The organism is Brevundimonas sp., assembly GCF_035935935.1.
In the GTDB taxonomy this organism is placed as follows: Bacteria; Pseudomonadota; Alphaproteobacteria; order Caulobacterales; family Caulobacteraceae; genus Brevundimonas.
Map to the genome: position 1 here is coordinate 23,452 of NZ_DASYWO010000014.1, position 22,081 is coordinate 45,532.

At 72.1% G+C, this 22,081-nt stretch carries 27 protein-coding genes and 1 tRNA gene; 10 read left to right on the top strand and 18 right to left on the bottom strand.

The features are described 5' to 3' along the window. Positions 1-3: 3 nt before the first annotated feature. The 5 genes from VGR32_RS13250 to hemC form a co-directional block, all read right to left on the bottom strand. On the bottom strand, positions 4-732 hold the full coding sequence (locus tag VGR32_RS13250; protein WP_327451413.1) for a SprT family zinc-dependent metalloprotease: 729 nt from the start codon (positions 730-732) through the stop codon (positions 4-6). After that, positions 695-1,978, bottom strand: coding sequence for a polyhydroxyalkanoate depolymerase (locus VGR32_RS13255; protein ID WP_327451415.1), 1,284 nt, complete (start codon positions 1,976-1,978; stop codon positions 695-697). The genes VGR32_RS13250 and VGR32_RS13255 overlap by 38 nt, the downstream gene beginning before the upstream one ends. Before the next feature lie 102 nt (positions 1,979-2,080). Next, a tRNA-Thr gene (locus tag VGR32_RS13260) sits at positions 2,081-2,156 on the bottom strand. 14 nt (positions 2,157-2,170) lie between these two features. Continuing rightward, positions 2,171-2,833, bottom strand: a complete 663-nt coding sequence (locus tag VGR32_RS13265; protein WP_327451417.1) for a uroporphyrinogen-III synthase — start codon at positions 2,831-2,833, stop codon at positions 2,171-2,173. A 4-nt stretch (positions 2,834-2,837) separates the two neighbouring features. Further along, positions 2,838-3,773: a hydroxymethylbilane synthase gene (gene hemC / locus VGR32_RS13270; RefSeq protein WP_327451419.1), complete on the bottom strand. Its 936-nt coding sequence runs from the start codon at positions 3,771-3,773 to the stop codon at positions 2,838-2,840. A gap of 41 nt (positions 3,774-3,814) precedes the next feature. On the opposite strand from hemC, the gene tsaD reads away from it, so the two are divergent. The 4 genes from tsaD to VGR32_RS13290 are packed head-to-tail and all read left to right on the top strand — an operon-like array spanning position 3,815 to position 6,740. Then, the gene (gene tsaD, locus VGR32_RS13275) at positions 3,815-4,945 is read left to right on the top strand and encodes a tRNA (adenosine(37)-N6)-threonylcarbamoyltransferase complex transferase subunit TsaD (RefSeq protein WP_327451421.1); all 1,131 of its coding nucleotides are present in this window, start codon (positions 3,815-3,817) and stop codon (positions 4,943-4,945) included. Beyond that, the gene (locus tag VGR32_RS13280; protein ID WP_327451423.1) at positions 4,942-5,940 is read left to right on the top strand and encodes an NAD(P)H-dependent glycerol-3-phosphate dehydrogenase; all 999 of its coding nucleotides are present in this window, start codon (positions 4,942-4,944) and stop codon (positions 5,938-5,940) included. The genes tsaD and VGR32_RS13280 overlap by 4 nt, the downstream gene beginning before the upstream one ends. Further along, entirely contained in the window at positions 5,937-6,320 is a 384-nt protein-coding gene (locus tag VGR32_RS13285) for a Rieske (2Fe-2S) protein (protein WP_327451425.1), read from the top strand. The genes VGR32_RS13280 and VGR32_RS13285 overlap by 4 nt, the downstream gene beginning before the upstream one ends. 39 nt (positions 6,321-6,359) lie before the next feature. After that, on the top strand, positions 6,360-6,740 hold the full coding sequence (locus VGR32_RS13290) for a hypothetical protein (RefSeq protein ID WP_327451427.1): 381 nt from the start codon (positions 6,360-6,362) through the stop codon (positions 6,738-6,740). Between the two features lie 5 nt (positions 6,741-6,745). On the opposite strand, the gene VGR32_RS13295 is transcribed toward VGR32_RS13290, so the two are convergent. Then, complete coding sequence (locus tag VGR32_RS13295) at positions 6,746-7,198, bottom strand: hypothetical protein (protein WP_327451429.1); 453 nt, start codon at positions 7,196-7,198, stop codon at positions 6,746-6,748. Positions 7,199-7,218: 20 nt separating this feature from the next. Then, positions 7,219-7,977 carry a creatininase family protein gene (locus VGR32_RS13300; RefSeq protein WP_327451431.1) on the bottom strand — a complete coding sequence of 253 codons (759 nt, stop codon included), beginning with the start codon at positions 7,975-7,977 and terminating at the stop codon, positions 7,219-7,221. A 74-nt stretch (positions 7,978-8,051) separates the two neighbouring features. Here VGR32_RS13300 and VGR32_RS13305 point away from each other — a divergent pair, with 74 nt between their 5' ends. Beyond that, positions 8,052-9,302: an NAD(P)/FAD-dependent oxidoreductase gene (locus tag VGR32_RS13305; RefSeq protein ID WP_327451433.1), complete on the top strand. Its 1,251-nt coding sequence runs from the start codon at positions 8,052-8,054 to the stop codon at positions 9,300-9,302. Next, a complete protein-coding gene (nth, locus tag VGR32_RS13310; protein ID WP_327451435.1) occupies positions 9,299-10,015 on the top strand; it encodes an endonuclease III in 717 nt (238 codons plus the stop codon). The genes VGR32_RS13305 and nth overlap by 4 nt, the downstream gene beginning before the upstream one ends. On the opposite strand, the gene VGR32_RS13315 is transcribed toward nth, so the two are convergent. Genes VGR32_RS13315 through VGR32_RS13340 form a run of 6 tightly spaced genes read right to left on the bottom strand, consistent with a single transcriptional unit; the run spans position 10,012 to position 13,811 of the window. Then, positions 10,012-10,617 carry a transporter gene (locus VGR32_RS13315; RefSeq protein ID WP_327451437.1) on the bottom strand — a complete coding sequence of 202 codons (606 nt, stop codon included), beginning with the start codon at positions 10,615-10,617 and terminating at the stop codon, positions 10,012-10,014. The genes nth and VGR32_RS13315 overlap by 4 nt on opposite strands. Before the next feature lie 38 nt (positions 10,618-10,655). Next, on the bottom strand, positions 10,656-10,874 hold the full coding sequence (locus VGR32_RS13320; protein WP_327451439.1) for a hypothetical protein: 219 nt from the start codon (positions 10,872-10,874) through the stop codon (positions 10,656-10,658). Continuing rightward, positions 10,871-11,278 (bottom strand): acyl-CoA thioesterase, encoded by a 408-nt coding sequence (locus VGR32_RS13325; protein WP_327451441.1) that lies wholly within the window; start codon positions 11,276-11,278, stop codon positions 10,871-10,873. The genes VGR32_RS13320 and VGR32_RS13325 overlap by 4 nt, the downstream gene beginning before the upstream one ends. 35 nt (positions 11,279-11,313) lie before the next feature. Then, positions 11,314-11,598, bottom strand: a complete 285-nt coding sequence (locus VGR32_RS13330; protein WP_327451443.1) for a hypothetical protein — start codon at positions 11,596-11,598, stop codon at positions 11,314-11,316. Positions 11,599-11,649: 51 nt separating this feature from the next. Then, on the bottom strand, positions 11,650-13,089 hold the full coding sequence (locus VGR32_RS13335) for a HAMP domain-containing sensor histidine kinase (protein WP_327451445.1): 1,440 nt from the start codon (positions 13,087-13,089) through the stop codon (positions 11,650-11,652). Next, entirely contained in the window at positions 13,086-13,811 is a 726-nt protein-coding gene (locus VGR32_RS13340) for a VTT domain-containing protein (protein ID WP_327451447.1), read from the bottom strand. Before VGR32_RS13340 ends, VGR32_RS13335 begins: the two co-directional genes overlap by 4 nt. Before the next feature lie 134 nt (positions 13,812-13,945). Between VGR32_RS13340 and rpmH the strand changes: the two genes are divergently transcribed. Genes rpmH through yihA form a run of 4 tightly spaced genes read left to right on the top strand, consistent with a single transcriptional unit; the run spans position 13,946 to position 17,036 of the window. Then, complete coding sequence (rpmH, locus tag VGR32_RS13345) at positions 13,946-14,080, top strand: 50S ribosomal protein L34 (RefSeq protein WP_125255230.1); 135 nt, start codon at positions 13,946-13,948, stop codon at positions 14,078-14,080. Between the two features lie 34 nt (positions 14,081-14,114). Then, on the top strand, positions 14,115-14,525 hold the full coding sequence (gene rnpA / locus VGR32_RS13350; protein WP_327451452.1) for a ribonuclease P protein component: 411 nt from the start codon (positions 14,115-14,117) through the stop codon (positions 14,523-14,525). 4 nt (positions 14,526-14,529) lie between these two features. Next, positions 14,530-16,386 carry a membrane protein insertase YidC gene (gene yidC, locus VGR32_RS13355; RefSeq protein WP_327451453.1) on the top strand — a complete coding sequence of 619 codons (1,857 nt, stop codon included), beginning with the start codon at positions 14,530-14,532 and terminating at the stop codon, positions 16,384-16,386. Then, positions 16,383-17,036, top strand: a complete 654-nt coding sequence (yihA, locus tag VGR32_RS13360) for a ribosome biogenesis GTP-binding protein YihA/YsxC (RefSeq protein WP_327451454.1) — start codon at positions 16,383-16,385, stop codon at positions 17,034-17,036. The genes yidC and yihA overlap by 4 nt, the downstream gene beginning before the upstream one ends. On the opposite strand, the gene VGR32_RS13365 is transcribed toward yihA, so the two are convergent. The 5 genes from VGR32_RS13365 to VGR32_RS13385 are packed head-to-tail and all read right to left on the bottom strand — an operon-like array spanning position 17,008 to position 22,034. Beyond that, positions 17,008-17,391 (bottom strand): hypothetical protein, encoded by a 384-nt coding sequence (locus tag VGR32_RS13365; protein WP_327451455.1) that lies wholly within the window; start codon positions 17,389-17,391, stop codon positions 17,008-17,010. The genes yihA and VGR32_RS13365 overlap by 29 nt on opposite strands. 1 nt (position 17,392) lies before the next feature. Further along, complete coding sequence (locus VGR32_RS13370; protein WP_327451457.1) at positions 17,393-18,520, bottom strand: polysaccharide biosynthesis/export family protein; 1,128 nt, start codon at positions 18,518-18,520, stop codon at positions 17,393-17,395. 9 nt (positions 18,521-18,529) lie between these two features. Next, positions 18,530-19,771, bottom strand: coding sequence for a glycosyltransferase (locus VGR32_RS13375; protein WP_327451459.1), 1,242 nt, complete (start codon positions 19,769-19,771; stop codon positions 18,530-18,532). Then, positions 19,768-21,063 (bottom strand): glycosyltransferase family 1 protein, encoded by a 1,296-nt coding sequence (locus tag VGR32_RS13380; RefSeq protein ID WP_327451461.1) that lies wholly within the window; start codon positions 21,061-21,063, stop codon positions 19,768-19,770. The genes VGR32_RS13375 and VGR32_RS13380 overlap by 4 nt, the downstream gene beginning before the upstream one ends. Continuing rightward, positions 21,063-22,034: a KpsF/GutQ family sugar-phosphate isomerase gene (locus VGR32_RS13385; RefSeq protein WP_327451463.1), complete on the bottom strand. Its 972-nt coding sequence runs from the start codon at positions 22,032-22,034 to the stop codon at positions 21,063-21,065. The genes VGR32_RS13380 and VGR32_RS13385 overlap by 1 nt, the downstream gene beginning before the upstream one ends. Between the last annotated feature and the right edge of the window lie 47 nt (positions 22,035-22,081).

The following is a 22,081-nucleotide window of genomic DNA, read 5'->3' on the forward strand; positions in this document are numbered from 1 at the left end:
CGCTCACCCCACGGCGTGCAGGGCCGCGCCGTGGGACCTGAGCCACCGCCGGTGCGGCCGGTGATCGCCGATCAGCCGCTCGACCACCGACCAGTAGGCCGGACTGTGGTCGGCGTGGACGAGGTGCGCCACCTCGTGGGCGGCCAGATAGTCGAGCACCGCCTCGGGGGCCATGACCACGCGCCAGCTGTAGCGGATCGACCGGTTGTGCGGGCTGCATGAGCCCCAGCGGGTGCGCGAGTCGGTGATCGAGACGCGGACAGGCGCCTGACCCAGGGCGGCGCGATGGACCTCGGTGCGGTCCGTCAGACGGCGACGGGCTTCGGCCCGAAGCCAGTTCAGCACGCGGCGGGAGAAGGCCTCGCCGTCGCCGCCCGCGCGCAGCACGGGGCCGGCGTCGGTGTCGACCAGACGCGCCGCGGCGGCGGCGCCCGTCGCCTCCAGCCGGACGGCGCGGCCGGCCAGCAGGATCTCCTGGCCGGGCGACAGCGGCGTGGTCTGCGGGCGCGCCGTCAGCCGCTCGGCGATCCACAGGGCGCGGGTGCGGGCGAAGTCGACGGCCTGGGGCAGGGTGCGCAGGCTGGGCGCCACGACCACGGCCTCTCCCGCGCGGGCGTCGATGCGCACCGACAGGCGGCGCGCGCGGGCGTTGACGGACAGGCGCAGGGTCAGCGGCTCGCCGCCGCCCGGCCGCTCAAGCCGCAGCCGCGCGCCGTTGTGGAACTGCGTCATGGATCGCCTGGTTGCGGGCGATGAAGTCGCGCACGCGCGGATAGATGTCGTCGCGGAAGCGGCGGCCGTTGAAGACGCCGTAGTGGCCGACGTCGGGGTTCACATACAGCTCGCGCCGGGTCTCGGGGATGGCCGTGCACAGGCCGTGCGCGGCCTGGGTCTGGCCGACGCCGGAGATGTCGTCCTTCTCGCCCTCGACCGTCATCAGGCCGACGTCGCTGATCGCCGTCAGATCGACCCGGCGTCCGCGATGGTCCAGCAGGCCGCGGGCCAGCAGATGCTGCTGGAACACGATGTCGATGGTCTGGAGGTAGAACTCCTCCGTCAGGTCGAGGACGGACAGGTACTCGTCGTAGAATTCCTCGTGCTTGTCCGTGGCGTCGCCGTCGCCGCGCACCAGACCGTCGAAATAGTCGCGGTGGGCGTCGACGTGGCGGTCCTCGTTCATCGACATGAAGCTGTAGAGCTGGACGAAACCCGGATAGACCCGACGCCCTGCGCCCGGATAGGGCAGGGGCACGGTGTGAATCATGTTCGAGCGGAACCATGTGAAGGGCTTCTGCTCGGCCAGCCGGTTGGTCACCGTGGGCGACAGGCGCGCGTCGATGGGCGAACCCATGAAGGTCATCGACGCCGGGCGGTTCGGGTCGTCGTCCATGGCCATGCAGGCGACCGCGGCCAGCACCGGCGGGCCCGGCTGGCAGACGCCGACGACGTGAGCGCCGGTGCCCAGCTGACCCAGCATGGTCCGGACGTGGTCGATGTAGTCGTGGAAGTCGAAACGGCCTTCCAGCATCGGCACCTGCCGGGCGTTGACCCAGTCGGTGACGTGGACTTCGTGGTCCTGGATGAAGGCCTCGACGGTGCCGCGCAGCAGGGTGGCGTAGTGGCCGGACAGCGGCGCGACGATCAGCACGCGCGGGGCGTCGACCGGCTTGCCCGCCGCCTTCAGGTCCTCAGGGTTCCGGACGAAGCGGATCAGGCGGCACCACGGCGAGGTCCAGACGGTCTCCTCCGTCACCCGCACGTCCACGCCGTTCACCGGCACGACGTCCAGCCCCCAGGCCGGCTTGCCGTAGCGCCGGGTCAGGTGCTCGAACACCTCGGCGGCGGCCGCGGCGGAGCGGCCCATCAGGGTGTCGGCGGCCGGGTTGAAGGGATGGGTCCAGAAGCTTCGGGCGGCCTGGGCCCCCAGCCGGAACGGCGTCGCCCCGTAGTAGGCGAGCTCGTGAAGAGTATACAGCATGCCAGTCCTGAAGCGGCCCCCGCCTTTGCGGCAGGGCAGCATAGAACGCGCCGCGCTGCAAAAAGATTATCGCGGCGCGCGGACGGCGGGGGAGGGGAAAGGTGGTGCCGCTTGCGTGACTCGAACACGCGACCCCCTCATTACGAATGAGGTGCTCTACCGGCTGAGCTAAAGCGGCCCGGAGGCGCGCCTTTACACGGCGGGCGGGGGCTTGCCAAGCGGGGCCAGAAGATGGGCTTCGTCGGGGTGCGCCGCGACGTGCAGCGCGGCCCACGGCAGGGCCCCGAGCGGCGCGGCTGCGGCGGCGGAGATGGCGGCCAGCCGGCGGCCTTGAGCGGCGTCAGGCGACAGGCCTGCGGCCAGCACGCGGGCGGCGCGCGGCGAGTGCACCAGAACGAGGTCGAAGTCGGGCGCCGCCAAGGGATCGACGGGTCGCGTCTCGTAGACCGGCGCCGCGCGCACCTCGACCACGCCGGTCAGGGCTGAGGCCAGATCGAAGGCCGGTTCGGCGGCGCGGGGCCAGAGCAGGGCTCCGGGCGGGTCGGCGGCGATCAGGGCGGCCAGGGCATGCCCGTCGCCCGCGGCCGAGGCGACGTCGGCGAAGCCGGCCTCCGCCGCGGCCCGGGCGGTGGCGTCGCCCACGGCGAAGACACGGGCCGACCGCGCGCCGCTGAGCCGGGCGAAGGCGGCGACCGCGTTGGGGCTGGTGAAGGCCACGGCCTCGTGCGGCGGAACCGGGCCGGGGAGGTCGTGAACCTCGAGGACGGGCGCCACGACCGGCACATGTCCCAGGTCGGCGACGGCGCGGGCGGTGCGGGCGGCGCCGGGCTCGGTGCGGGTGATCCAGACGCGCACGGCCTCAGGGCACGAGGTCGGGGCCGACCTCGGCCCTGACCTGGGCGCCGAGGTCGAGGCCGAGGGCGCGCGCCTCCTCGCCGTCGGTCGGGGCGGCCGAAGCGGCCCGCCGGACGCGGCGGCGGCCGTCGGGGGACAGCCATTCGACGGTCAGGGTCAGCACGTCGCCGGACCAGACCCCGTGCGCGGCCACGGCGGTGCGGCAAGACCCTTCCAGAACCGCCATGGCCCCGCGTTCGGCCTCGACGGACAGGCGCGTGGGGGCGTGATCCTGAGCGACCAGCCAGTCCGACTCCGCCACGTCGAGGCGGGCCTGCAGGGCCAGCGCGCCCTGACCCGGCGCGGGCGGGAAGTCGTCCAGCGAAAGGCGCTCATGGATGGCGTCCGCCATGCCCAGCCGCGACAGACCGGCCACGGCCAGCAGGATGGCGTCGAAGTCGCCCTCGGCGAGGCGGCGCATGCGGGTGTCGACGTTGCCGCGCAGCATGTCGATGGTCAGGTCCGGACGCAGGGCGAGGCACTGGGCCTGACGCCGCAGCGAGGCGGTGCCGAGCCGGGCGCCGTGCGGCAGGTCGATCAGGCGGCGCGCGTCGCGGCCGAGGAAGGCGTCGCGGGCGTCCTCGCGTTCGGGAACCGCGGCCAGCGTCAGCCCGCCCGGCATGTCGGCCGGGACGTCCTTCATGGAATGCACGGCGAGGTCGAGACGGCCGTCCTGCAGGCACTCCTCCAGCTCACGCGTGAACAGGGCCTTGCCGCCGATTTCCATGAGACGGCGGTCCTGGATGCGGTCGCCCTCGGTGACGATGGGGACGAGGACGGCGAACTGCTCCTCCTCGCCCGGCGCGGCGCCGAGGGTGCGGGCGACGGCGTCCCGGACCATGCCGGACTGGGCCAGCGCCAGCCGGCTTTTGCGGGTGCCGATGCGGATCGGGCGGTCCATCGCCGTTGCGCCTGTGCCTGCGGGTCTTTACCTCGGACCCCATGAGTGGACGCCCGCCCTACAGCAGGGGTTCGGACCCGGCAACCGAGGCGCTGACCGTGCTGGGGCTGGAAACGAGCTGCGACGAGACGGCCGCGGCGGTCGTGCGCCTGTCGCCGGACGGCCGGACCGAGGTCCTGTCCAGCGTGGTGCACAGCCAGATCGACGATCATGCGGCCTATGGCGGCGTCGTGCCCGAGATCGCGGCGCGCAGCCACGTCGAGGCGATCGACGGCGTGGCGCGGCGCGCCCTCACCGAGGCGGCGGTCGACTGGCGCGCGATCGACGGGGTGGCGGCGACGGCGGGGCCCGGCCTGATCGGCGGCGTCATGGTCGGCTTGAGCTGGGCCAAGGGCGCGGCGCTGGCGCGCGGCCTGCCGCTGGTGGCGGTGAACCATCTGGAGGGGCACGCCGTGTCGGCGCGGTTGACGGAGCCGATCGCCTATCCCTTCCTGCTGCTGCTGGTGTCGGGCGGGCATTGCCAGCTGCTGGACGTGCGCGGGGTGGGCGAGGTGCGGCGGATCGGCGCGACGATCGACGACGCCGCCGGCGAGGCCTTCGACAAGATCGCGAAGTCCATGGGGCTGGGCTACCCCGGCGGACCGGCGCTGGAGCGAGCCGCCGCGGCAGGCGACGCGAGCCGGTATGAGCTGCCGCGGGCGCTTCTGGGCCGCAAGGACTGCGACTTCTCCTTCTCCGGCCTGAAGACGGCGGCGGCGCGGATCGCGCAGACGCTGACGACCGACGCCGAGCGCGCCGATCTTGCCGCGGCGGTGCAGGCGGCGATCGTGCGGCAGCTGGTGGAACGGTCCGGCCGGGCGATGGACGGCTGGGCCGCGGCGGCCGGCGGGGCGGAGCGGGTCTTCGTCGTCGCCGGCGGCGTGGCGGCCAACAGGGCCGTGCGCGCCGGGCTGGAACAGGCCGCGGCGAAGCGGGGATTCCGCTTCCTGGCGCCGCCGCTGGCCTATTGCACCGACAATGCGGCGATGATCGCGCTGGCGGGGGCGGAACGACTGGCGCTGGGTCTGACTTCCGCACTGGATGCGCCGGCGCGGCCGCGGTGGCCTCTGGACGAGGCGGCCGCTCTGGCCGATCCGATGCACGTCGCGGGCCGAAAGGGAGCCAAGGCATGAGGTTTCGCACGGCGGGCGTGATCGGCGCGGGCGCCTGGGGCACGGCTCTGGCGCAGGTGTGCGCGCGCGCGGGCATGGACGTGATCCTGCAAGCGCGCGAGGCCGAGGTGGTCGAGAGCGTCGCCGCGCGGGGCGAGAACGAAGCCTTTCTGCCGGGCGTCAAGCTGGAGCCGGGGGTGCGCGCGGTGGGCGATCTGGCCGATCTGGCCGGGTGCGACCTGATCCTGGCGGTGCCGCCGGCGCAGCACATGCGCGGAACGCTGGAGGCCTATCGCCCGCACTGGCGGCCCGGCGTGCCCGTGGTCCTGTGCTCCAAGGGCGTCGAGCGCGGGTCGCTGGCGCTGATGACCGACGTGGCGGCGCAGGCCCTGCCCGAGGCGCCGATCGCGGTGCTGTCGGGCCCCAGTTTCGCGGCCGAGGTGGCGCGCGGCCTGCCGACGGCGGTGACGCTGGCGTGCGCGGACACGGCGCTGGGCGAGGATCTGATGCAGGCGCTGAGCGCCCCCCACTTCCGCCCCTATCTGGCCGACGACCTGATCGGGGCCGAGGTCGGCGGCGCGGTCAAAAACGTTCTGGCCATCGCCTGCGGCGTGTCGGAGGGCATGAAGCTGGGTCGCAGCGCGCACGCGGCGCTGATCACAAGGGGCTTCGTGGAGATGACCCGGCTGGGCGTGGCCCTGGGCGGACAGGCGGAGACGGTGGCGGGCCTGTGCGGTCTGGGAGACCTGGTGCTTACCTGCTCCAGCCCCCAGTCACGCAACATGAGCCTGGGCCTGGCGCTGGGCCAGGGGCAGACCCTGCAGCAGGCGCTGGCGGGCAAGCGCAGCGTGGCCGAAGGCATGGAGAGCGCGCCGGCGGTGCGCGCCCTGTCCGACGCGCTGGGCGTCGAGATGCCGATCTGCACCGCCGTCGACCGGCTGCTGAGGGCCGAAATCACCTCCCTGCAGGCCATCGACCAGCTGCTGTCGCGACCGCTGAAGGCCGAGAACGCGTGAGCGAGGGGACGCCGGAGGCCGTGGCCCGGCGGCGCGTGTGGAAGACGCCGCCCGGGGTGCCGCTGTGCGTCGAGGCGGATCTGCCGGACCCGGGTGCGCGGTCGCTGGTCCTTCAGATCGGCGAGGCCTTCTTCCACGGCTTCGTCGTGAGGAAGGACGGGCAGGTGGCGGGCTACGTCGACCGGTGCCCGCACGCCGGGCATCCGCTGGCGCTGGAGCTGGACCGTTATCTGACGCCGGACGGCCAGCTGATCCTGTGCGGCTGGCACGGCGCGGTCTTCGAGCCGTTGAGCGGCCTGTGCGTCGGCGGACCCTGCGCGGGCGGGCGGCTGACGCCATGGCCGGTTCAGGTGACGGGTGGGGTGATCAGGACGGCGTGACCACGTGAGGGCGGGACGGAGATGTGGGCGATTATTTGGATGAGAAGGTGGCCCGCGCTCCTCGGCGCGTCGGGGATAGCGACGTATCTACTGTCGCTGGCCTTCCGCGATTTTGGTCAGGTCCCCTTCCTGCTCATCATATTGGGCATGGCCGGAGAGAGCGTCAAACGACAGGATCGCCGCGAGAAGCGGCTTCTGGATCGCCTTTCGCGCGCCGACATTGAGGGGCTGCTTCTCAATCGCCGCATCGCGGCGGCGTCCGCTGCGGCCATCGCACTGACTTCGGTGAGCTTGGCGACGCTTATGGCCAGTTATCTTCGCCTAATGAGCGCTGGCTCGGTCGTCGCGCTCGCGTGTCTCGCTGGATTGATCCTCGCAGCGGCCATAATGATGCTTGTCGAGTGGCGCGCGGCGCGCTGATCCGGTCAGCGCTTCAGCCGCTTCGCATTGGCCACGGCGACGCGGCGGACGGGCTCCAGCGCGGCGGCCTGGGCCTCGAGCATGGAGGCGGTGAAGGCGGTGGCGGCGTCCGCCGCGCGCAACCAACCGCCCATCAGCCATGCCGCCTGCACGGCCACGGCGCCGGACGGATCGGTCGAGGCGCGGGTCCAGGCGTCCAGCGCCAGCTTCGCCTCCTGCGTCGCGTCGCGCGCGGCGCGGTCGCCGGCGGCGGACAGGATGCGGCCCGCGTCGGCGGCGCCCTCGCCCAGGGCCTGCAGTTTTTCCATGCCCATCAGGGCGGCCTCGTCGACGTTCAGCCGCCCCGATCGGGCCAGCGCAAGCCGGGCGACCACGACCTCATGCGCGGCGTGCGCCGTTTCCTGTGCGCCCTTGATCAGGCGCAGGCTGGAGCGTTCGGCGCGGCGGGAAGGGCTCATGCGCCACAGGTGCGCCCGTTTCAGACGCCCGGCAAGGCCTCGGCCGAGAAGTCGGCCAAGTCCCTGAGCAGGGCGGGGACGGCGGCGTCGATGATGGTCTGGCCCAGTTCGGGCGACGCCAGCGTAGGATCCGAGCCGATGCGGCCGTCGGGAAAGCGGGCGCGGTAGTCCAGCGCGTCGCGGATCGGGCCGACGGGGGCGATCTTCGGCGTCATCTCCGGCGCGGTCTTGATGCGGTCGGGCCAGGCCGCCTGCGTCACCGCGATCTCGGAAGGGGTGGCGTGCATGCCGTGGCCGGTCGGGAACAGGCGGTTGCACAGGGCGGTGACGCCCGGCAGGTCCCACCAGTTGCGCAGCTTCAGGGCGAAGTCGGTGCGTTCCGCCGCGAAGCTCCATTCCGCGTAGATCTCGGCGAACGTCGCCTCGATGGTGGCGACGTTGCCGCCGTGGCCGTTCAGGAAATAGATCCGTTCGAAGCCGTGGCGGGCCAGCGAATGCGTCCAGTCGGTGATGGCCGCCATGAAGGTGGACGGGCGGAACGAGATGGTGCCCGGAAAGGCCAGATGGTGCTGGGCCATGCCGATGTTGAAGGTCGGGGCGACGATCAGGCTCTCGTCCGACGCCTCGGCCGCGTGGGCGATGATCTCGGGGCACATCCAGTCGGTGCCGAGCAGGCCGGTCGGGCCGTGCTGCTCGTTGGAGCCGATGGGCACGACGACGGTCTTCGTCGTCTTCAGCCGTGCGTCGATCTCGGGCCAGGAGGAGAAGTGAATCAGCATGGGGACGCTCCGCGAAACTGCGCCGGTTCCTAGACCCCCTTGCCCGCGAAGGACAGGCGCCCGACATCACCGCAATGGCCGCTGAACTTCCCGCCGAAGTCGACGTCGCCGTGGTCGGCGCCGGGGCGGCGGGGATCGCGGCGGCACGCGTGCTGGCGAATCGACCGTTGAGCGTGGCCGTTCTGGAGGCGCGGCGCCGGATCGGCGGGCGGGCGCTGACGATGGACCGGGGTGGACACGGCGTCGACCTGGGCTGCGGCTGGCTGCATTCGGCCGACGAAAACCCGTTGGCGGCGCGCGTCGAGGCCGAAGGGCTGACGATCGACCGCACGCCGCCGCCGTGGGAGCGGCAGGCCTTCAACCACGAGATGACCGAGGCCGAACAGGGCGAGTTCGGCCGCGCGTTCGGCGCCTTCGAGGATCGCCTGGCCGAGGCGGCTTCGCGTGGCGAGACGGGGCCGGCGTCGCGGTGGTTCGAGGCGGATTGTCGCTGGAACGCGCGGATGGACGCCATCTCCGGCGCCCTGAACGGCGCCCCGTTCGATCAGGTCGAGACGCAGGACTACGACGCCTATCGCGACACCGGGGTGAACTGGCGGGTGGTGGAGGGCTACGGGCGGCTGGTGACCGGGCTGGGCACGGGCCTTCCGGTGATCCTCGACTGCGCCGTGACGCGGATCGACCGGAGCGCGGCGCCGCTGGCGCTGGAGACGAGGCGCGGCACGATCATGGCACGGGCGGTGATCCTGACCGTGCCGACGGCGCTGATCGCGGCGGAGACGCCGCGGATCGACCCGCCTCTGCGGGAGCTGCTGGAGGCGGCCGACGGGACGCCGCTGGGGCTGGCGGACAAGGTGCAGATGGCGGTGACGGGCGCGGAGGACTTTCCGCCGGATTCGCAGCTGTGGGGGCGCGCCGACACCCGGGACACGGGCGGGCATCACCTGCGGCCGTTCGGGCGGTCGATGATCGAGACCTATCTGGGCGGGGAGCTGGCGCGGGGACTGGAGGCCGAAGGGCCGGGCGCGGGCTTCGCCTTCGCGGTCGACGAGCTGGTCGCGCTGCTCGGCTCGGACATGCGCAAGCGGCTGACGCTGCTGGCGGAGACGCGATGGGGCGCGGCGCCGTGGTCGCGCGGGTCGTATTCGCATGTGCTGCCGGGGCGCGCGGGAGCCCGCCAGGCGCTGGCGCGGCCGGTCGAGGATCGGATCTTCGTGGCCGGAGAGGCGACTTCCCTGGACTTCTACGGCACGGCGCACGGCGCGTGGCTGGAGGGCGAGCGCGCCGCCCGTGAGGCGCTGGCGGCTCTGGGCGTCGACGCATGACGGCTCCGGCGGATCGTCCCCGCAGGTCGAAGACGCCCAAGTCCGCGCCGCGCCGGCTGGGATGGCCGCCGGACGAGGACCGGGTCGAGGCGATCTTCGAACGTCTGTCGGCGGTGATGCCGGAGCCGAAGACCGAACTGGACTTCACCGATCCCTTCACCCTGGTGGTGGCGGTCGCGTTGTCGGCGCAGGCGACGGACGTATCGGTGAACAGGGCCACCGCGAAGCTGTTCGCCGTGGCCGACACGCCGCAGAAGATGCTGGCGCTGGGCGAGGCGGGGCTGATCCCCTTCATCGCCTCGATCGGCCTGTACCGGAACAAGGCGCGGAACGTCGTCGCCCTGAGCCGGATCGTGCTGGAGAGGCACGGGGGCCGGGTGCCGCTGAACCGGGACGATCTGCAGGCCCTGCCGGGCGTGGGGCGAAAGACCGCCAGCGTGGTGCTGAACGAACTGGGCATCGAGCCCGCCATCGCCGTGGACACCCACGTGTTCCGCGTGTCGCACCGCCTGGGGCTGGCGAACGCCGCGACCCCGGACAAGGTGGAGGCGCAGTTGCACAGGGTGGTGCCGGAGCGCTGGCTGCCGAAGGCGCACCACTGGCTGATCCTGCACGGGCGTTACACCTGTCTGGCGCGGCGGCCGAAGTGCGGGGCCTGCGTGATCTCGGACCTGTGTCCGAGCCGGGGGGAGTTCGTGGAACTGCCGGCCTAGAGGCGTCCCCTGACCGCCCGCGCGAAGGCCGCGCCGCCGTCCGGGGCCTGGGCGAGGTAGAGGTCCGGTTCGATCAGCTCCGCCTCCATCAGCAGCCATCCGCCGTCGGCGTCGCGGGCCAGGTCGATGCGGGCGTAGAGCAGGTCCTCGTCGATCCCGGCCAGCACGGCCTCGGCCAACGCCAGCGCCTCGGGGGGCGGCGCGACGCTCTCGTAACGGCCGCCGAACTGGACCTGGATGCGGAAGTCGCCCGGGACGGGCGTCTTGCGCACCGCGTGGCTGAAGCGGCGGCCGAAGAACAGCAGGCTGGTCTCGCCGTCGGTCACGATTGAGGGGAGATAGGGCTGGATCAGCGACGGACCGTCCGGTGCGCCGGTCAGGGGCTGGCCACGGGACAGGCGCAAGGTTTTCCACGCGCCTCCGGAGACGCGGGGCTTCACCACCACCTGATCCGTCCCGAACCGGTCGAAGGCGGAGTCGACGTCGGACCGCGTCGGGGCGTCGGTCCAGATCGTCGGCGGGATCGGCACGCCGCGGTCGGCGAGGCGCCCGAGGTAGGATTTGTCGGAGTTCCAGCCCAGCACGCCCGGCGGATTGAACATGCGCACCCCGTCGCGGGCCCAGGCGGCGCAGGCGGCGGTCAGCGGGCGTGGTCGCGGTGATAGCCCCAGGCCACAAGCGGCAGCACCAGCGGGGCGTCGGCGAGGACCCCGCCGCTTTCGACGTGGTCGGTCCAGGGTTCGGCGCGCGACTGCACGCCTTCCGTCGCCAGCGCCGTCTGATGACGGGCCAGCACCTCCGGCCATTGGCCGGCATATGACGGATCGCCGGGGTCGGGCGTAAGGATCACCACACTCACGCGGTGATCTCCGGCAGGACGCGCGGACGGCGCTCACCGTCTATGGCGACGTAGGTGAAGACGCCCTCGGTCACCCGCATGGACTGGGCGTGCGCCTGACCGCGCGACCGCTTCCACGCCTCGACGTGGACGCGGATCGAGGTCCGGCCGGTGGAGACGACGCGGGCGTGGATGGACACCTCGTCGCCGACGGCCACGGGCTGGTGAAACACCATGGCGTCGACGGCCACGGTGACGCAGCGGCCCTGCGCCCGCTCGAAGGCGGGCGTGGCGCCGGCGAGGTCCATGTGCGCCAGCAGCCAGCCCCCGAAGATGTCGCCTTCGGGGTTGGTGTCGGCCGGCATGGCGATGACGCGCCCGACGGGCGGGCCGGACGGCTGGGCGGCAAGGTCGGAAGAGGACATGACGGGCCTCTAGGCCCCTCACGCCCTCCGATCAATCACGAGCCGGACGTGGGCCCGCAGGCGGTCTGGTCGCCGGCGACGCAGGCTTCGTAGCGCGCGGTGGCGGCGCGGTGCGCGGCCATGTCGGACTCGTATTTGGCCTGGGCCGCGCGATATTCCGCCATGGCGCGGGCCTCGGCCTCGTCCTGCGCCTTCAGGCGCGCGGCGACCTCGGCGTTCAGTTCGTGGGTGCGCTTGTCGCCGTTCGGATCGGTCGGATCCTGGGCCAGGGCGGGAGCGGCGAAGGCGGCGAGGGCCGCGGCGACGATCACGGTACGCATGGAATTTCCTCCATCGACACGCCGGCGCACGCCGGCCGATGGAGCGAAAACTCACAACGGCAGGGCCAGTTCAAAAACGGTGCCGTCCGGACCGCTCTCGACCAGTCTCAGGTCGCCGCCGTGGCCGACCGCCAGCTCGCGGGCGATGGACAGGCCCAGGCCCGTGCCCTCGGGCCCCGCGCCGGAGACGAAGGGCTGGAACAACCGGGCGCGCACCCGCTCGGGGATGCCGGGGCCGTCGTCGGCGATGCGGATCACGGACAGGCCGTCGCGGGTTTCGGCCGTGACGCGCACGCGGCCCGGTCCGCGGCCGGACGCCTTGCGCGCCGCGTCGCCCTCGATGGCCTGACGGGCGTTGCGGAAGAGGTTCACCAGAACGCGGTTCAGCTGGTCCGGGTCGGCGTTGACCGTGAAGCGCGCGGGGATGGACCGGCTCAGCTTGACGCCGTCGCCCAGCCCGGCGTCCTCGGCGGCGACCGAGACTGCGGGGGCGAGGGCCATGCGGTGCGGACGCGCGGCCGGCTCTTCCGACTTGCCGTAGTCCAGCACGTTGCGCGTCAGGGCGGCGGCGCGTCCCAGCGCCCGCTCAAGCCGGGGGACGGCCTTGGCCACCTGTGGATCCGACGAGGTCGAGAGCCGCTCGGAGGCGATCTGGGCCGAGGTCAGCATGTTGCGCAGGTCATGATTGATCTTGGCCACGGCCTCGCCGAGGGCCGCCAGGCGCGCGCGGCTGCGCAACGATTGACGCACCTCCTCCTGCATCCGGGCCAGTTCGCGCTCGACCTGACCGATCTCGTCGTCGCGGTCGGACGGCGCGGACGGGCGTCGCTCGGGGTCGTCGGCGAAGGCCTCGATCGACTGGGTGACCCGCTGCAGGGGGCGCAGCACGAGGAAGGCGAGGCCGAGATAGAGCAGGCCGCCCGCCACGATCGACAGCAGCAGGGACAGCAGCAGGCTGTTGGCCAGATAGGCCGCAAGCTCGCGCTTCAGCGGCTCCGCCGGGGCGAGGATCTCGACGTAGTCGCCCGAGCGGTAGCGGGGACGCGCCTGCACCCTCAGCGACCGGTCCGGGTGGCCGAACAGGGTGCGCCAGGGGTCGCTGAGGCGCGCGACGGTGCCGCGGCGGCGCAGGTCGATGAGGTCGGGCGCGCGCGGCAGGTTGGGCGCCTGGAGCAGGAGGCGGCGGACGCCCTGCTCGCCGACGACCACGGCCTGCACCCCGCCGATCCGCAGCAGCTCCTCGGCCGTCTCGTCCTCGACCATGGAATAGGGCAGGGCCTCGACGCCGACCGAGGCCAGTTCGGCGGCCTGCAAGCGATCCAGAAGCCATCGCTCGTGGAAGCTGGCGGCGCCGGGGGCGACGATCAGGATCTCCACGCCGAGGGTGAAGGCGGCGGTCAGCAGCAACAGGCGCCACGCCAGCCCCCGGCGGCCCGCGCGGCGCACGGGCCAGCGCGACCGGATCCGGGCGAGGAGCTCCGCGGCGGTCATGACGCCTCGCGGCCGCCGCGGGCCCGTTGCGCCAGCTTCAGGATCAGGGGCAGGAGAATGGAGAGGAAGGCCACTCCCAGCAGCGGCCACATGAACTCGCCGAACAGCGCGGCCAGGTCGGGATCCGGGTTGTCGGCCAGCACCTCGTTCAGGCCCGAGCCGATCCAGCAGTAGATCACGTGCGCGGGCAGCAGGCCGATGAAGGTGGCCAGGGCGTAGGGGCGGATCGGCGCCGCGACCAGTCCGGCGGCGACGTTGATCAGGTGGAAGGGCACGCTGACGACCAGGCGGGCGACCAGCACGTACCAGAAGGCGTCGCGGTCCACCCCGTCGCAGATCTTCTTCATAAGTCCGGCGTCGGCCTCGCGGGCCTTGCGGCGAAAGCCCTCGCCCAGCGCCGTCCGGCCGACGGCGTAGACGCCCAGCGCGCCCAGGGTGGCTGCGAAGGCCGTGGCGACCCCGCCGACCCACGGCCCGAACAGATAGCCGGCGGTGACCGTGACGAAGACCACGCCCGGCACCACGCTGGCCGTCAGGGCGGCGAAGATCAGGATGAGGAGCAGCAGCGAGAGCGCGTAGTTGTCGGCGACGAAGGCGCGCAGGAAGGTCCCGTGGTCGCGCACCGTGTCCAGCGACAGATACCGGTTCCAGCCCATGGCGAAGACCAGCGCCAGGGCGGCCAGCAGGATCAGCAGGGGCAGAAACCGACGAACCCTGGCCATTCCGCTGCGCGATCTCCTGGAACCGATGGGGCCGCGGCGTTGACAGGCGCGCCCCGATGGCCCTATACGCCCGCCTCCCGCGGCGGACGCTCGTTACGAATGTTCCGCCCGCCCACTTGTTTCTGGAGCCGACCGTGAAGCGGACCTATCAGCCGTCCCGACTCGTGCGCAAGCGCCGTCACGGCTTCCGCGCGCGCATGGCCACCAAGAATGGCCAGAAGATCGTCGCGCGCCGTCGCGCCAAGGGCCGCAAGCGCCTGACGGCCTGAGCGGCCTGACCCCTCTCCCGCAGGGGGAGGATCGATGGACGAACCCCTGACAATCCGACGCCTGACGCGGCGGCCCCAGTTTCTGGCGGCCGCCAAAGGCCGTTCCGAAGCGCGCGGCGCCGTGGTGGTCCAGCGTCTGGAACGGGCCGACGGCGATCCGGCCGTGGGCGTCGGCTTCACCGCCACGCGGAAGGTCGGCGGCGCGGTGGTGCGCAACCGGGCCAAGCGGCGGCTGAGGGAGGCGGCGCGGAGGCTGCTGCCCCTGTTGGCGGCCCCCGGCAGCGACTATGTGCTGGTGGCCCGCATGGGCACGGCCGACAGGGACTGGACCCGTTTGCTTGACGACCTGAGTTCCGCCCTTACAAGGCTGGCGACCCCGCGGCCGACCCCGGCCCCGGACCGCGCGCCCGCCGCGCCGCCCTCATCGCCCGAGCAGGACGCCTGACCTCATGAGAGACGACAACGGCCGCAACACGATCATCTTCGTGGTCGTCACGGCGATCTTCCTGATCGGCTACCAGATGCTGGTGCTGGGGCCGCAGGCGGAGCGCCGCAAGGCCGCCCAGCAGGCGCAGCGCGAGGCGACCGCCTCCGCCGCGGTGACGCCGGACGGCGCGCCCGTCGCGACCGGTGAACCGGGCGACGCCTCCACGGCCACGCCGCGTCCCGTGGTGGTCGACCGGAGCCAGGCCCTGGCGACCGACGCCGTGACGGGCCAGCGGTCGGAGCGGGTGATCGTCCGCACGCCGACGCTCAGCGGATCGATCTCGCTGATCGGCGCGCGCGTCGACGACCTGTATCTGACGCGCTACCGCGAGACGATCGCGGCGGACTCCCAGCCGGTCGAGCTGTTCCGTCCGCAGGGCATGAACCACGCCTATCAGGCCCTGTTCGGCTGGACCGGGGCGAACGTGGCCGGCGGCGTGCCGGGACCGGCGACGCCGTGGCGGCTGACCGAGGGATCGACCCTGACCCCGACGACGCCCGTGACGCTGACGTGGGACAACGGCGCCGGTCTGCGCTTCACGCGCCGCATCTCGGTCGACGACCGCTACGTCTTCACCGTGCGCGACACCGTGGCCAATTTCGGCACGGCGCCGATCACCCTGCGCCCGTGGGGCCGGGTCGAGCGGCTGGGCGTGCCGGCGGATCTGGGCAAGCAGCAGATCCTGCACGAGGGGGCCATCGGCACCTTCAGCGACGACGGCAACGGCTACACCACGACGCAGCTGAAGTACGGCGCCTGGGTCAAGAAGCCGATCGAGGAGGAGGAGTCGGTCGGCGGCTGGCTGGGCATCACGGACAAGTACTGGCTGGCGGCCCTGATCCCGGATCAGGACGAGCGCATCGACGCCGGCTTCCGCATCCGCGACGGCGCCGCCTACGACACCTATTCGGCGACCATGCAGGGCGCCGAGCGCACCGTCTCGCCCGGCATGCAGATCACCCACGAGCAGCGGCTGTTCGCAGGGGCCAAGGTCAACGACGTGCTGAGCGCCTATGAGAAGGAGCTGGGCCTGCCCCGGTTCGTCTATGCGATCGACTGGGGCTTCCTGTTCTTCCTGACCCGGCCGATCCTGATCGTGCTGGACTTCTTCTACGGCATTCTGGGCAACGTCGGTCTGGCGATCCTGGCGCTGACGGTCTGCATCAAGATCCTGCTCTTCCCGCTGGCCAACAAGGCCTATGAGAGCCTGTCGAAGATGCGGAACCTCCAGCCCAAAATGGAGGAGATCAAGAAAAAGCACGGGAACGACGCGCAGAAGCAGCAGCAGGAGCTGATGGCCCTGTATCAGCGCGAGAAGATCAATCCGCTGGCCGGCTGTGTGCCGATCCTGATCCAGATCCCGGTCTTCTACGCCCTGTACAAGGTGCTGTTCGTGACCATCGAGGTGCGGCATGCGCCCTTCTTCGGCTGGATCCAGGACCTGTCGGCGCGCGACCCGTCGAACATCTGGACCCTGTTCGGACTGATCCCTTGGGATCCGGCGTCGGCGCCGGTGATCGGCGGCCTGCTGGTCGGCGCGCTGGGCCTGGGCGTTCTGGCCATCATCTACGGCTTCACCATGTGGCTGCAGCAGGCGATGAACCCGCCGCCGCCGGACCCGGTGCAGCGCCAGATCTTCGCCTTCCTGCCGTTCGTCTTCACCTTCATCATGGCGCCGTTCGCGGCGGGCCTGCTGGTCTACTGGATCTGGAACAACATCCTGTCGATCCTGCAGCAGTACGTGATCATGCACCGCTTCAAGGCGCCCAATCCGATCGACGGCTTCATCGACAAGCACATCCGGAAGAAGGCGGCGTGACGCCCGAGGAGCAGGCGGAGCGCGAGGCGGAGATCGAGGCCGCGCGCGTCCTGTTCGCCCGGCCGGCCACCTTCGTGCTGGGCTGCGCCAAGATCGAGCAACTGCCCGATCCCGACCTGCCGGAGATCGCCTTCGCCGGACGGTCGAACGTCGGCAAGTCCAGCCTGATCAACGCCCTGGTCGGCATGCACAAGCTGGCGCGCGCCTCCACAGAGCCGGGCCGCACGCGCGAGGTCAACTTCTTCGACCTGGACGGCAAGATGCGGCTGGTCGACCTGCCCGGCTACGGCTGGGCCAAGGCGTCGAAGGGCGAGGTGAAGCGCTTCCAGAACCTGGGCCGCGACTATCTGCGGGGCCGGGTGACGCTGAAGCGGGTCTATCTGCTGATCGACGCGCGCCACGGCCTGAAGAAGGTCGACGACGAGGCGCTGGACGCGCTGGACCTGTCGGCCGTAAGTTATCAGATCGTCCTGACGAAGGCCGACAAGATCAAGCCGCACGAGGGTCAGAAGGTCGCCGAGGCGACGCTGAAGGCGGTGTCGAAACGGCCCGCGGCCTATCCCGAGGTCCTGCTGACCTCGTCGGAGAAGGGAACCGGCATTCCCGAACTGCGCGCCGCGGTCATGCGCGCGACCGGGACGGCCCCCTAGTCAGCTCCAGGGCGGCGAGCAGGTCCTCGGGCGTCAGCGGTTCGCCGGAGGACAGCCGCGCGCGGAGACGGGCCAGGGTCTTCAGCGTCGCGGAGGCCCGGCGCGGCCCGGGTCGCCCGTCCATCGCGCCCAGATCGGCCAGCGTCGCGTGCCGCCAGCCCTTTTCCGGCGGTCGTGCCAGCACCTCGGCCCAGCGCGCCTCCGGCGACAGGTCGGCGGCGAGAAGGGACCACGCCTTCGCCCGCGGACCCTTGCGGTAGTGCCCCGGACGCGTCGGCAGGCCGTGCCTCGCATAGGCCGACAACGCTTCGGCCTCGATCGCCGCCAGCCTGACCAGCACGGCGGAGAGGCTCATCTCAGTCGAAGTTCGCGGCGCCGGTGACCGAGACGTCGTAGACGACGCGCGTCACGCTCTGGACCAGTTCGAAGAAGCCGCGAAGCTCCGCAGAGCCCGAACGCGGCACGTAGATCAGGTCGTCGGGTCGGACGACGAATTCCTGGGCGACGAACAGGCCGTCCGGCCGCGACAGGTCCAGCCGGTAGATCACCGGCACGCCGCGGGGCGAGACGGGCTGGGACAGGCCCAGCGCCCGCGCGATCTCCGGCCGCTCGAAGCGGAACACCAGCACCTGACGCGCGTCGGCCCGGTCGGGGGCCAGACCGCCGGTGCGGGCCAGTGCGGCGGCGAGGGTCAGCTCGCCCGGACCCATGTCCTGCTGGGTGACCTGGCCCAGGGCGCCGAAAGCCGAGAACCGGCGCGGGCGGTGGATCAGCGCCAGCTGGTCGCCGGGGGCCAGCCGCACGTTGGCGTCGAACCGCGACATGACCGCCGTCAGGGGGGCGGACCATTCGCGGCCGTCGCGACGCAGGCGCACCTCGACCTCTTCCGCCGGGCGCGAGGCGCCGCCGGCCGAGGCGATCACGTCCAGAACGCGACTGGCGCCGGTGCGTAAGGTCGCGCGGCCGGGCGTGCGCACCTCGCCCAGCACGGTGACGCCGTTGGACGGCCGCTCGGCGAGGGAAACGGTGACCTGCGGTGATCCGACCCGACCCTGAAGGGCGCGCCGCACGGCGTCGGCGGCCTGGGACGAGGTCAGACCGGCCACGGCGACGCGACCGCCGAAGGGCACGCCGATTCGTCCCTCGCGATCGACCGTGGCCGACAGGGTCTCCGATCCGCCCGACACCCGGCCGTCGGGGCCCCGCGCGCCGAACAGGGCGCCGGACGGCTCGTAGATCGAGACGCTGAGCACGTCGTCGACGCCGATCAGGTCCAGCGGCCCTGCGAAGTCCGCGCCCGTGAGGCCCGCGTCCTCGCCGGGCTCGACCAGCCGAAGCGCCTGCGTCGTCGCATAGTCCAGCTCGACCATGGCATAGGTGGCCGACGCCGCGTCCAAAGCGCGCGACGACGGCCCGTCCGCCGGCAGGGTGGAACAGCCGGCGAGCAGCAGGGCGGCGCAGAGGGCGGACAGGCGACGCGTCATGCCGCGACCCTATCGGCCTTCCGGCAGGCCCGCCAGCGGGGCGACCGCCGCGAAGTGGTCGGGCCATGTCGGCGGCGTGAAGATCGCCCGCGGACTGACGACCGCACAGGCCGAGGCGATCGCCGAGGTCCAGCCGGGGCCGTCGAGCGGATCGATCAGGCGCGCGCCCCTGGCCAGCTCGCGATGGGCGGCGATGTCCGAAGCGATCACGGGCACGCCCAGCGACAACGCCTCGAGGGCCGGGAGGTCGAATCCCTCGACGGCGGAGGGGGCGAGAACCGCGCGGGCGCCCGTCATAAGGCGAGCCAGCGCGGCGTCGGGCAGGTCGGCGGCGTGGTGCACCAGCCCCTGAAGCGGCGGCGACCGCTCCAGCAGATCGAGAACCGCCTCGTTCTCCCAGCCGTGGCGGCCGATCAGCGCAAGGCGCGGCGCGGCGTCGCCCATGGTCTCCGCCAGACGGCGCCAGACCGTCAGCAGAAAGGCGAGGTTCTTGCGCGCCTCCAGCGTGCCGACGCAGACGAAGTACGGCGCGGCGCCCGGCGCCCACCGCGGACCTGCGAACAGCGCCTCCAGACCCAGCGGCGCGGCGACGAGGCGCGGCGGCGTGACGTTTTCGCGTGCGGCGAAGGCCGCCAGCGCTTCCGCCGTGGCGACCGAGTTGGCCACGATGCCCGACGCGTGCGTCAGGGCGGCCCGGACGCGGCTCCGGTGGCGCGGGCCTTCGCCGGGCCGGCAGAACTCCGGATGAGAGACCGGGATCAGGTCGTGGATCATGACAAGGGGACGAACGCCCTGTGTCCTGAGACGCGCCAATCCGTAGGGGCCGTCCAGCGGCGCGTGGCCGACGTCGACGTAGACGTCGCCCCGCCTCGGCTCCGGCAGGGGTCGGGTGCGGAGCAGGCGTTCGACGGTGCGGCGCCCCCGGCCGGTTTCGACCTCCGTCGGCGCGTCCAGCAACGAGCGTGAGGGGCGGGGTCCCGTCAGGGCGCGGATCAGCCGGGTCTCGGCGGGCAAGGGCGCCGCGGATGCGTCCCCCGTCCAGCGATGGGCCAGCTCCGCGATGCGGTCCCCGACCCATCGCGGGTCCAGCGCCGTCATGCGGCGGCGGGTCGTGTGCACCGGAACGACGGTCACGCCCTTCAGGCCACGCAGCCATCTGTCGTAGGCGAGGCACACCCGGTCGACGCCGGTCGGCGCGGCCCGGTCCCGACGGCCGATCAGCCGCCCCACCTCGAACAGGACGCGGGTCACAGAACCCGGGCGTACAGGTCCTGCAGCCGCGCCCGGTGCGCCGCAGGGCTGAATTTCGCCGCCTGCACCCTGCCGCGGGCGACGAGGTCGTCGGCGAGGGCGTCGTCGGCGTCCAGATCCCGGATGGCCCGCGAAATGGCGGCCGGGTCATAGGGGTCGACCATGATCGCCGCGTCTCCCGCCACCTCCGGAAGCGAAGCGACGTTCGAGGTGATCACCGGGGTGTCCAGCAGCATGGATTCCAGCACGGGCAATCCGAACCCTTCATAGATCGACGGGAACACCGTCCCCCGCGCGCCACGGATCAGCGACACGAGGAGGGAGAAGGGCAGGTGGTCGAAGACGCGGATGCGCTTGCGCTGGGCCTTTCCGCGCGACCGGTGCGCATGCATCAGCGCCGTCTCGTCCTCGTCGAGCCAGCCTTTGCCGCCGACCACCACGAGGGGCCGGGTCGAGCCGGAGGTCAGATAGGCCTCGACCACGCGGCCGAGGTTCTTCTTGGGCTCGATCGCGCCCCAGTGCAGCCAGTAGTCCTTCCAGCCCAGGTCGAAGGCCGACGTCAGCTCCGCGGACACGTCGGCGTCCGTGCGATCGCGCAGGCGGGCGGGGACCTCCACCGATTGCCAGGTGGTGACCAGCTTATCCTCCGGCACGCCGAGCAGGCGCACCACGTCGACACGGGTGGCGTCCGAAACGACGGCGATCGCGTCGGCCCGGCGCGCGGCGTCGCGGCACAGGCGGAAGAAGGCGCGCTTGTTGTCCAGCGTCACATGCGGCAGGCGCAGCGGGATCAGATCGTGGATCGTCAGGACGTTTGCCCGGCCCGTGGCGTGCAACGGCAGCGGCGTGGTCCAGTGGACGACGTCCGGACCGCCGACCGTGGGGTGCGCGGCGAACCGCAGCCGCGTGGTGCGGCGCTGACCGGCGAAATTGCGCTGGGCCGTGGTGAACAGGCGCGACGCGGTCCAGTACGCCCGGGCCCGGGGGCGGCCGCCGCCGCGGGCGGGCCAGATCACGTCGTCGGATGGCTCGACGGCCCGGGCGGTCCGGCCGAGGCGCCCTGAAAATACGCCGGTCACGCGGTCAAGCGCGCCTTCGCGGATTTCACGCGCGTCGATCAGGCCGATCTCGTTGAACAAAGGGCGTTTCGACGGCTTCGACTGCGGGCCGTACAGGACCTGGGTCTCGTGCCCCATGCCCTCGAGCGCGCTCAGCAGATTGCGGCCGTAGGCGCCGATGCCGGTCGTCTTGCGCAGGCCGATGTTGAAGCCGTCGACGCAGATGCGGGCCATCAGCTGACGTAACCCGCCTGCATCAGCTCGGCCACGTGCATGATGGCGACCGGCCGCGCGTCCTCGACCACCAGCAGGGTGGCGATGCGGTTCTGGGTCATCAGATCCAGGGCGTCGCTCATGCGCGCGTCCGGGTGGACCGTCTTGGGCCGGGGGCTCATCAGTTCGGCCGCCGTCAGGGCCTTGACGTCGCCGTCGCGCGAGAAGGCGCGGCGCACGTCGCCGTCCGTGACGATGCCGCCCAGCGTCCCGTCGGGATTCAGCACGGCGACGGCGCCCTTGCGGCCCTCGGTGATGGCCGAGACGACCTGAACGAAGCCGGCGTCGGCGGCGATCGTGGCCGGCTGGGGCGGGCGGTCGCCCATCCAGTCGCGCACTGACTGCAAGCTCATGCCAAGCTTGCCGCCGGGATGGTGCAGGCCGAAGTCCTGGGCGGTGAAGCCCCGCCGGTCCATCAGCACCATGGCCAGGGCGTCGCCCAGCGCCAGACTCATCAGGGTCGAGGTGGTGGGCGCCAGCCCGTTGGGACAGGCCTCGGCCACCTGCGGCAAGGTCAAGCAGACGGTGGAGCTGCGGGAGAGGAAACTGTCGGGCCGCTGGGTCATGCCGATGACCGGAATGCCGCGCCGGCGACAGAAGATCAGCGGATCGCGCAGCTCGCGGCTTTCCCCCGAGTTCGACAGCGCCAGCAGGGTGACGTCGTCGCGCAGCATGCCCAGATCGCCGTGGCTCATTTCGGCGGGGTGGACGAAGAAGCTGGCGGTGCCCGTGGAGGCGAGCGTGGCGGCGATCTTGCCGCCGATGTGGCCGGACTTGCCCATGCCGGTGACGATCAGATAGCCGGGCCGCGACAGCACCACCTCGACGGCCCGCGCAAGGGCGTCGCCGACCGACGCCTCCAGCGCCTGCAGGGCCGAGACGTTCAGGCGGACCACCTCGCGGGCGCGGTCGATCATGGCGGCGTCGTTCATGTCTCCGGTTTCGCCCATCGCGCCGCCCGGCACAACTCGCGCGCGGA

Excerpts from the sequence above, each read along its gene's own strand:
- nth (WP_327451435.1), top strand. The coding sequence starts at position 9,299 with ATGACGGCTCCGGCGGATCGTCCCCGCAGGTCGAAGACGCCCAAGTCC.
- VGR32_RS13250 (WP_327451413.1), bottom strand. The coding sequence starts at position 732 with ATGACGCAGTTCCACAACGGCGCGCGGCTGCGGCTTGAGCGGCCGGGC.
- VGR32_RS13335 (WP_327451445.1), bottom strand. The coding sequence starts at position 13,089 with ATGACCGCCGCGGAGCTCCTCGCCCGGATCCGGTCGCGCTGGCCCGTG.
- hemC (WP_327451419.1), bottom strand. The coding sequence starts at position 3,773 with ATGGACCGCCCGATCCGCATCGGCACCCGCAAAAGCCGGCTGGCGCTG.
- VGR32_RS13330 (WP_327451443.1), bottom strand. The coding sequence starts at position 11,598 with ATGCGTACCGTGATCGTCGCCGCGGCCCTCGCCGCCTTCGCCGCTCCC.
- tsaD (WP_327451421.1), top strand. The coding sequence starts at position 3,815 with ATGAGTGGACGCCCGCCCTACAGCAGGGGTTCGGACCCGGCAACCGAG.
- VGR32_RS13280 (WP_327451423.1), top strand. The coding sequence starts at position 4,942 with ATGAGGTTTCGCACGGCGGGCGTGATCGGCGCGGGCGCCTGGGGCACG.
- VGR32_RS13305 (WP_327451433.1), top strand. The coding sequence starts at position 8,052 with ATGGCCGCTGAACTTCCCGCCGAAGTCGACGTCGCCGTGGTCGGCGCC.
- VGR32_RS13295 (WP_327451429.1), bottom strand. The coding sequence starts at position 7,198 with ATGAGCCCTTCCCGCCGCGCCGAACGCTCCAGCCTGCGCCTGATCAAG.
- VGR32_RS13255 (WP_327451415.1), bottom strand. The coding sequence starts at position 1,978 with ATGCTGTATACTCTTCACGAGCTCGCCTACTACGGGGCGACGCCGTTC.
- VGR32_RS13300 (WP_327451431.1), bottom strand. The coding sequence starts at position 7,977 with ATGCTGATTCACTTCTCCTCCTGGCCCGAGATCGACGCACGGCTGAAG.
- VGR32_RS13325 (WP_327451441.1), bottom strand. The coding sequence starts at position 11,278 with ATGTCCTCTTCCGACCTTGCCGCCCAGCCGTCCGGCCCGCCCGTCGGG.
- VGR32_RS13370 (WP_327451457.1), bottom strand. The coding sequence starts at position 18,520 with ATGACGCGTCGCCTGTCCGCCCTCTGCGCCGCCCTGCTGCTCGCCGGC.
- VGR32_RS13290 (WP_327451427.1), top strand. The coding sequence starts at position 6,360 with ATGAGAAGGTGGCCCGCGCTCCTCGGCGCGTCGGGGATAGCGACGTAT.
- rnpA (WP_327451452.1), top strand. The coding sequence starts at position 14,115 with ATGGACGAACCCCTGACAATCCGACGCCTGACGCGGCGGCCCCAGTTT.
- VGR32_RS13315 (WP_327451437.1), bottom strand. The coding sequence starts at position 10,617 with ATGTTCAATCCGCCGGGCGTGCTGGGCTGGAACTCCGACAAATCCTAC.
- VGR32_RS13380 (WP_327451461.1), bottom strand. The coding sequence starts at position 21,063 with ATGGCCCGCATCTGCGTCGACGGCTTCAACATCGGCCTGCGCAAGACG.
- VGR32_RS13365 (WP_327451455.1), bottom strand. The coding sequence starts at position 17,391 with ATGAGCCTCTCCGCCGTGCTGGTCAGGCTGGCGGCGATCGAGGCCGAA.
- yidC (WP_327451453.1), top strand. The coding sequence starts at position 14,530 with ATGAGAGACGACAACGGCCGCAACACGATCATCTTCGTGGTCGTCACG.
- VGR32_RS13340 (WP_327451447.1), bottom strand. The coding sequence starts at position 13,811 with ATGGCCAGGGTTCGTCGGTTTCTGCCCCTGCTGATCCTGCTGGCCGCC.
- VGR32_RS13385 (WP_327451463.1), bottom strand. The coding sequence starts at position 22,034 with ATGAACGACGCCGCCATGATCGACCGCGCCCGCGAGGTGGTCCGCCTG.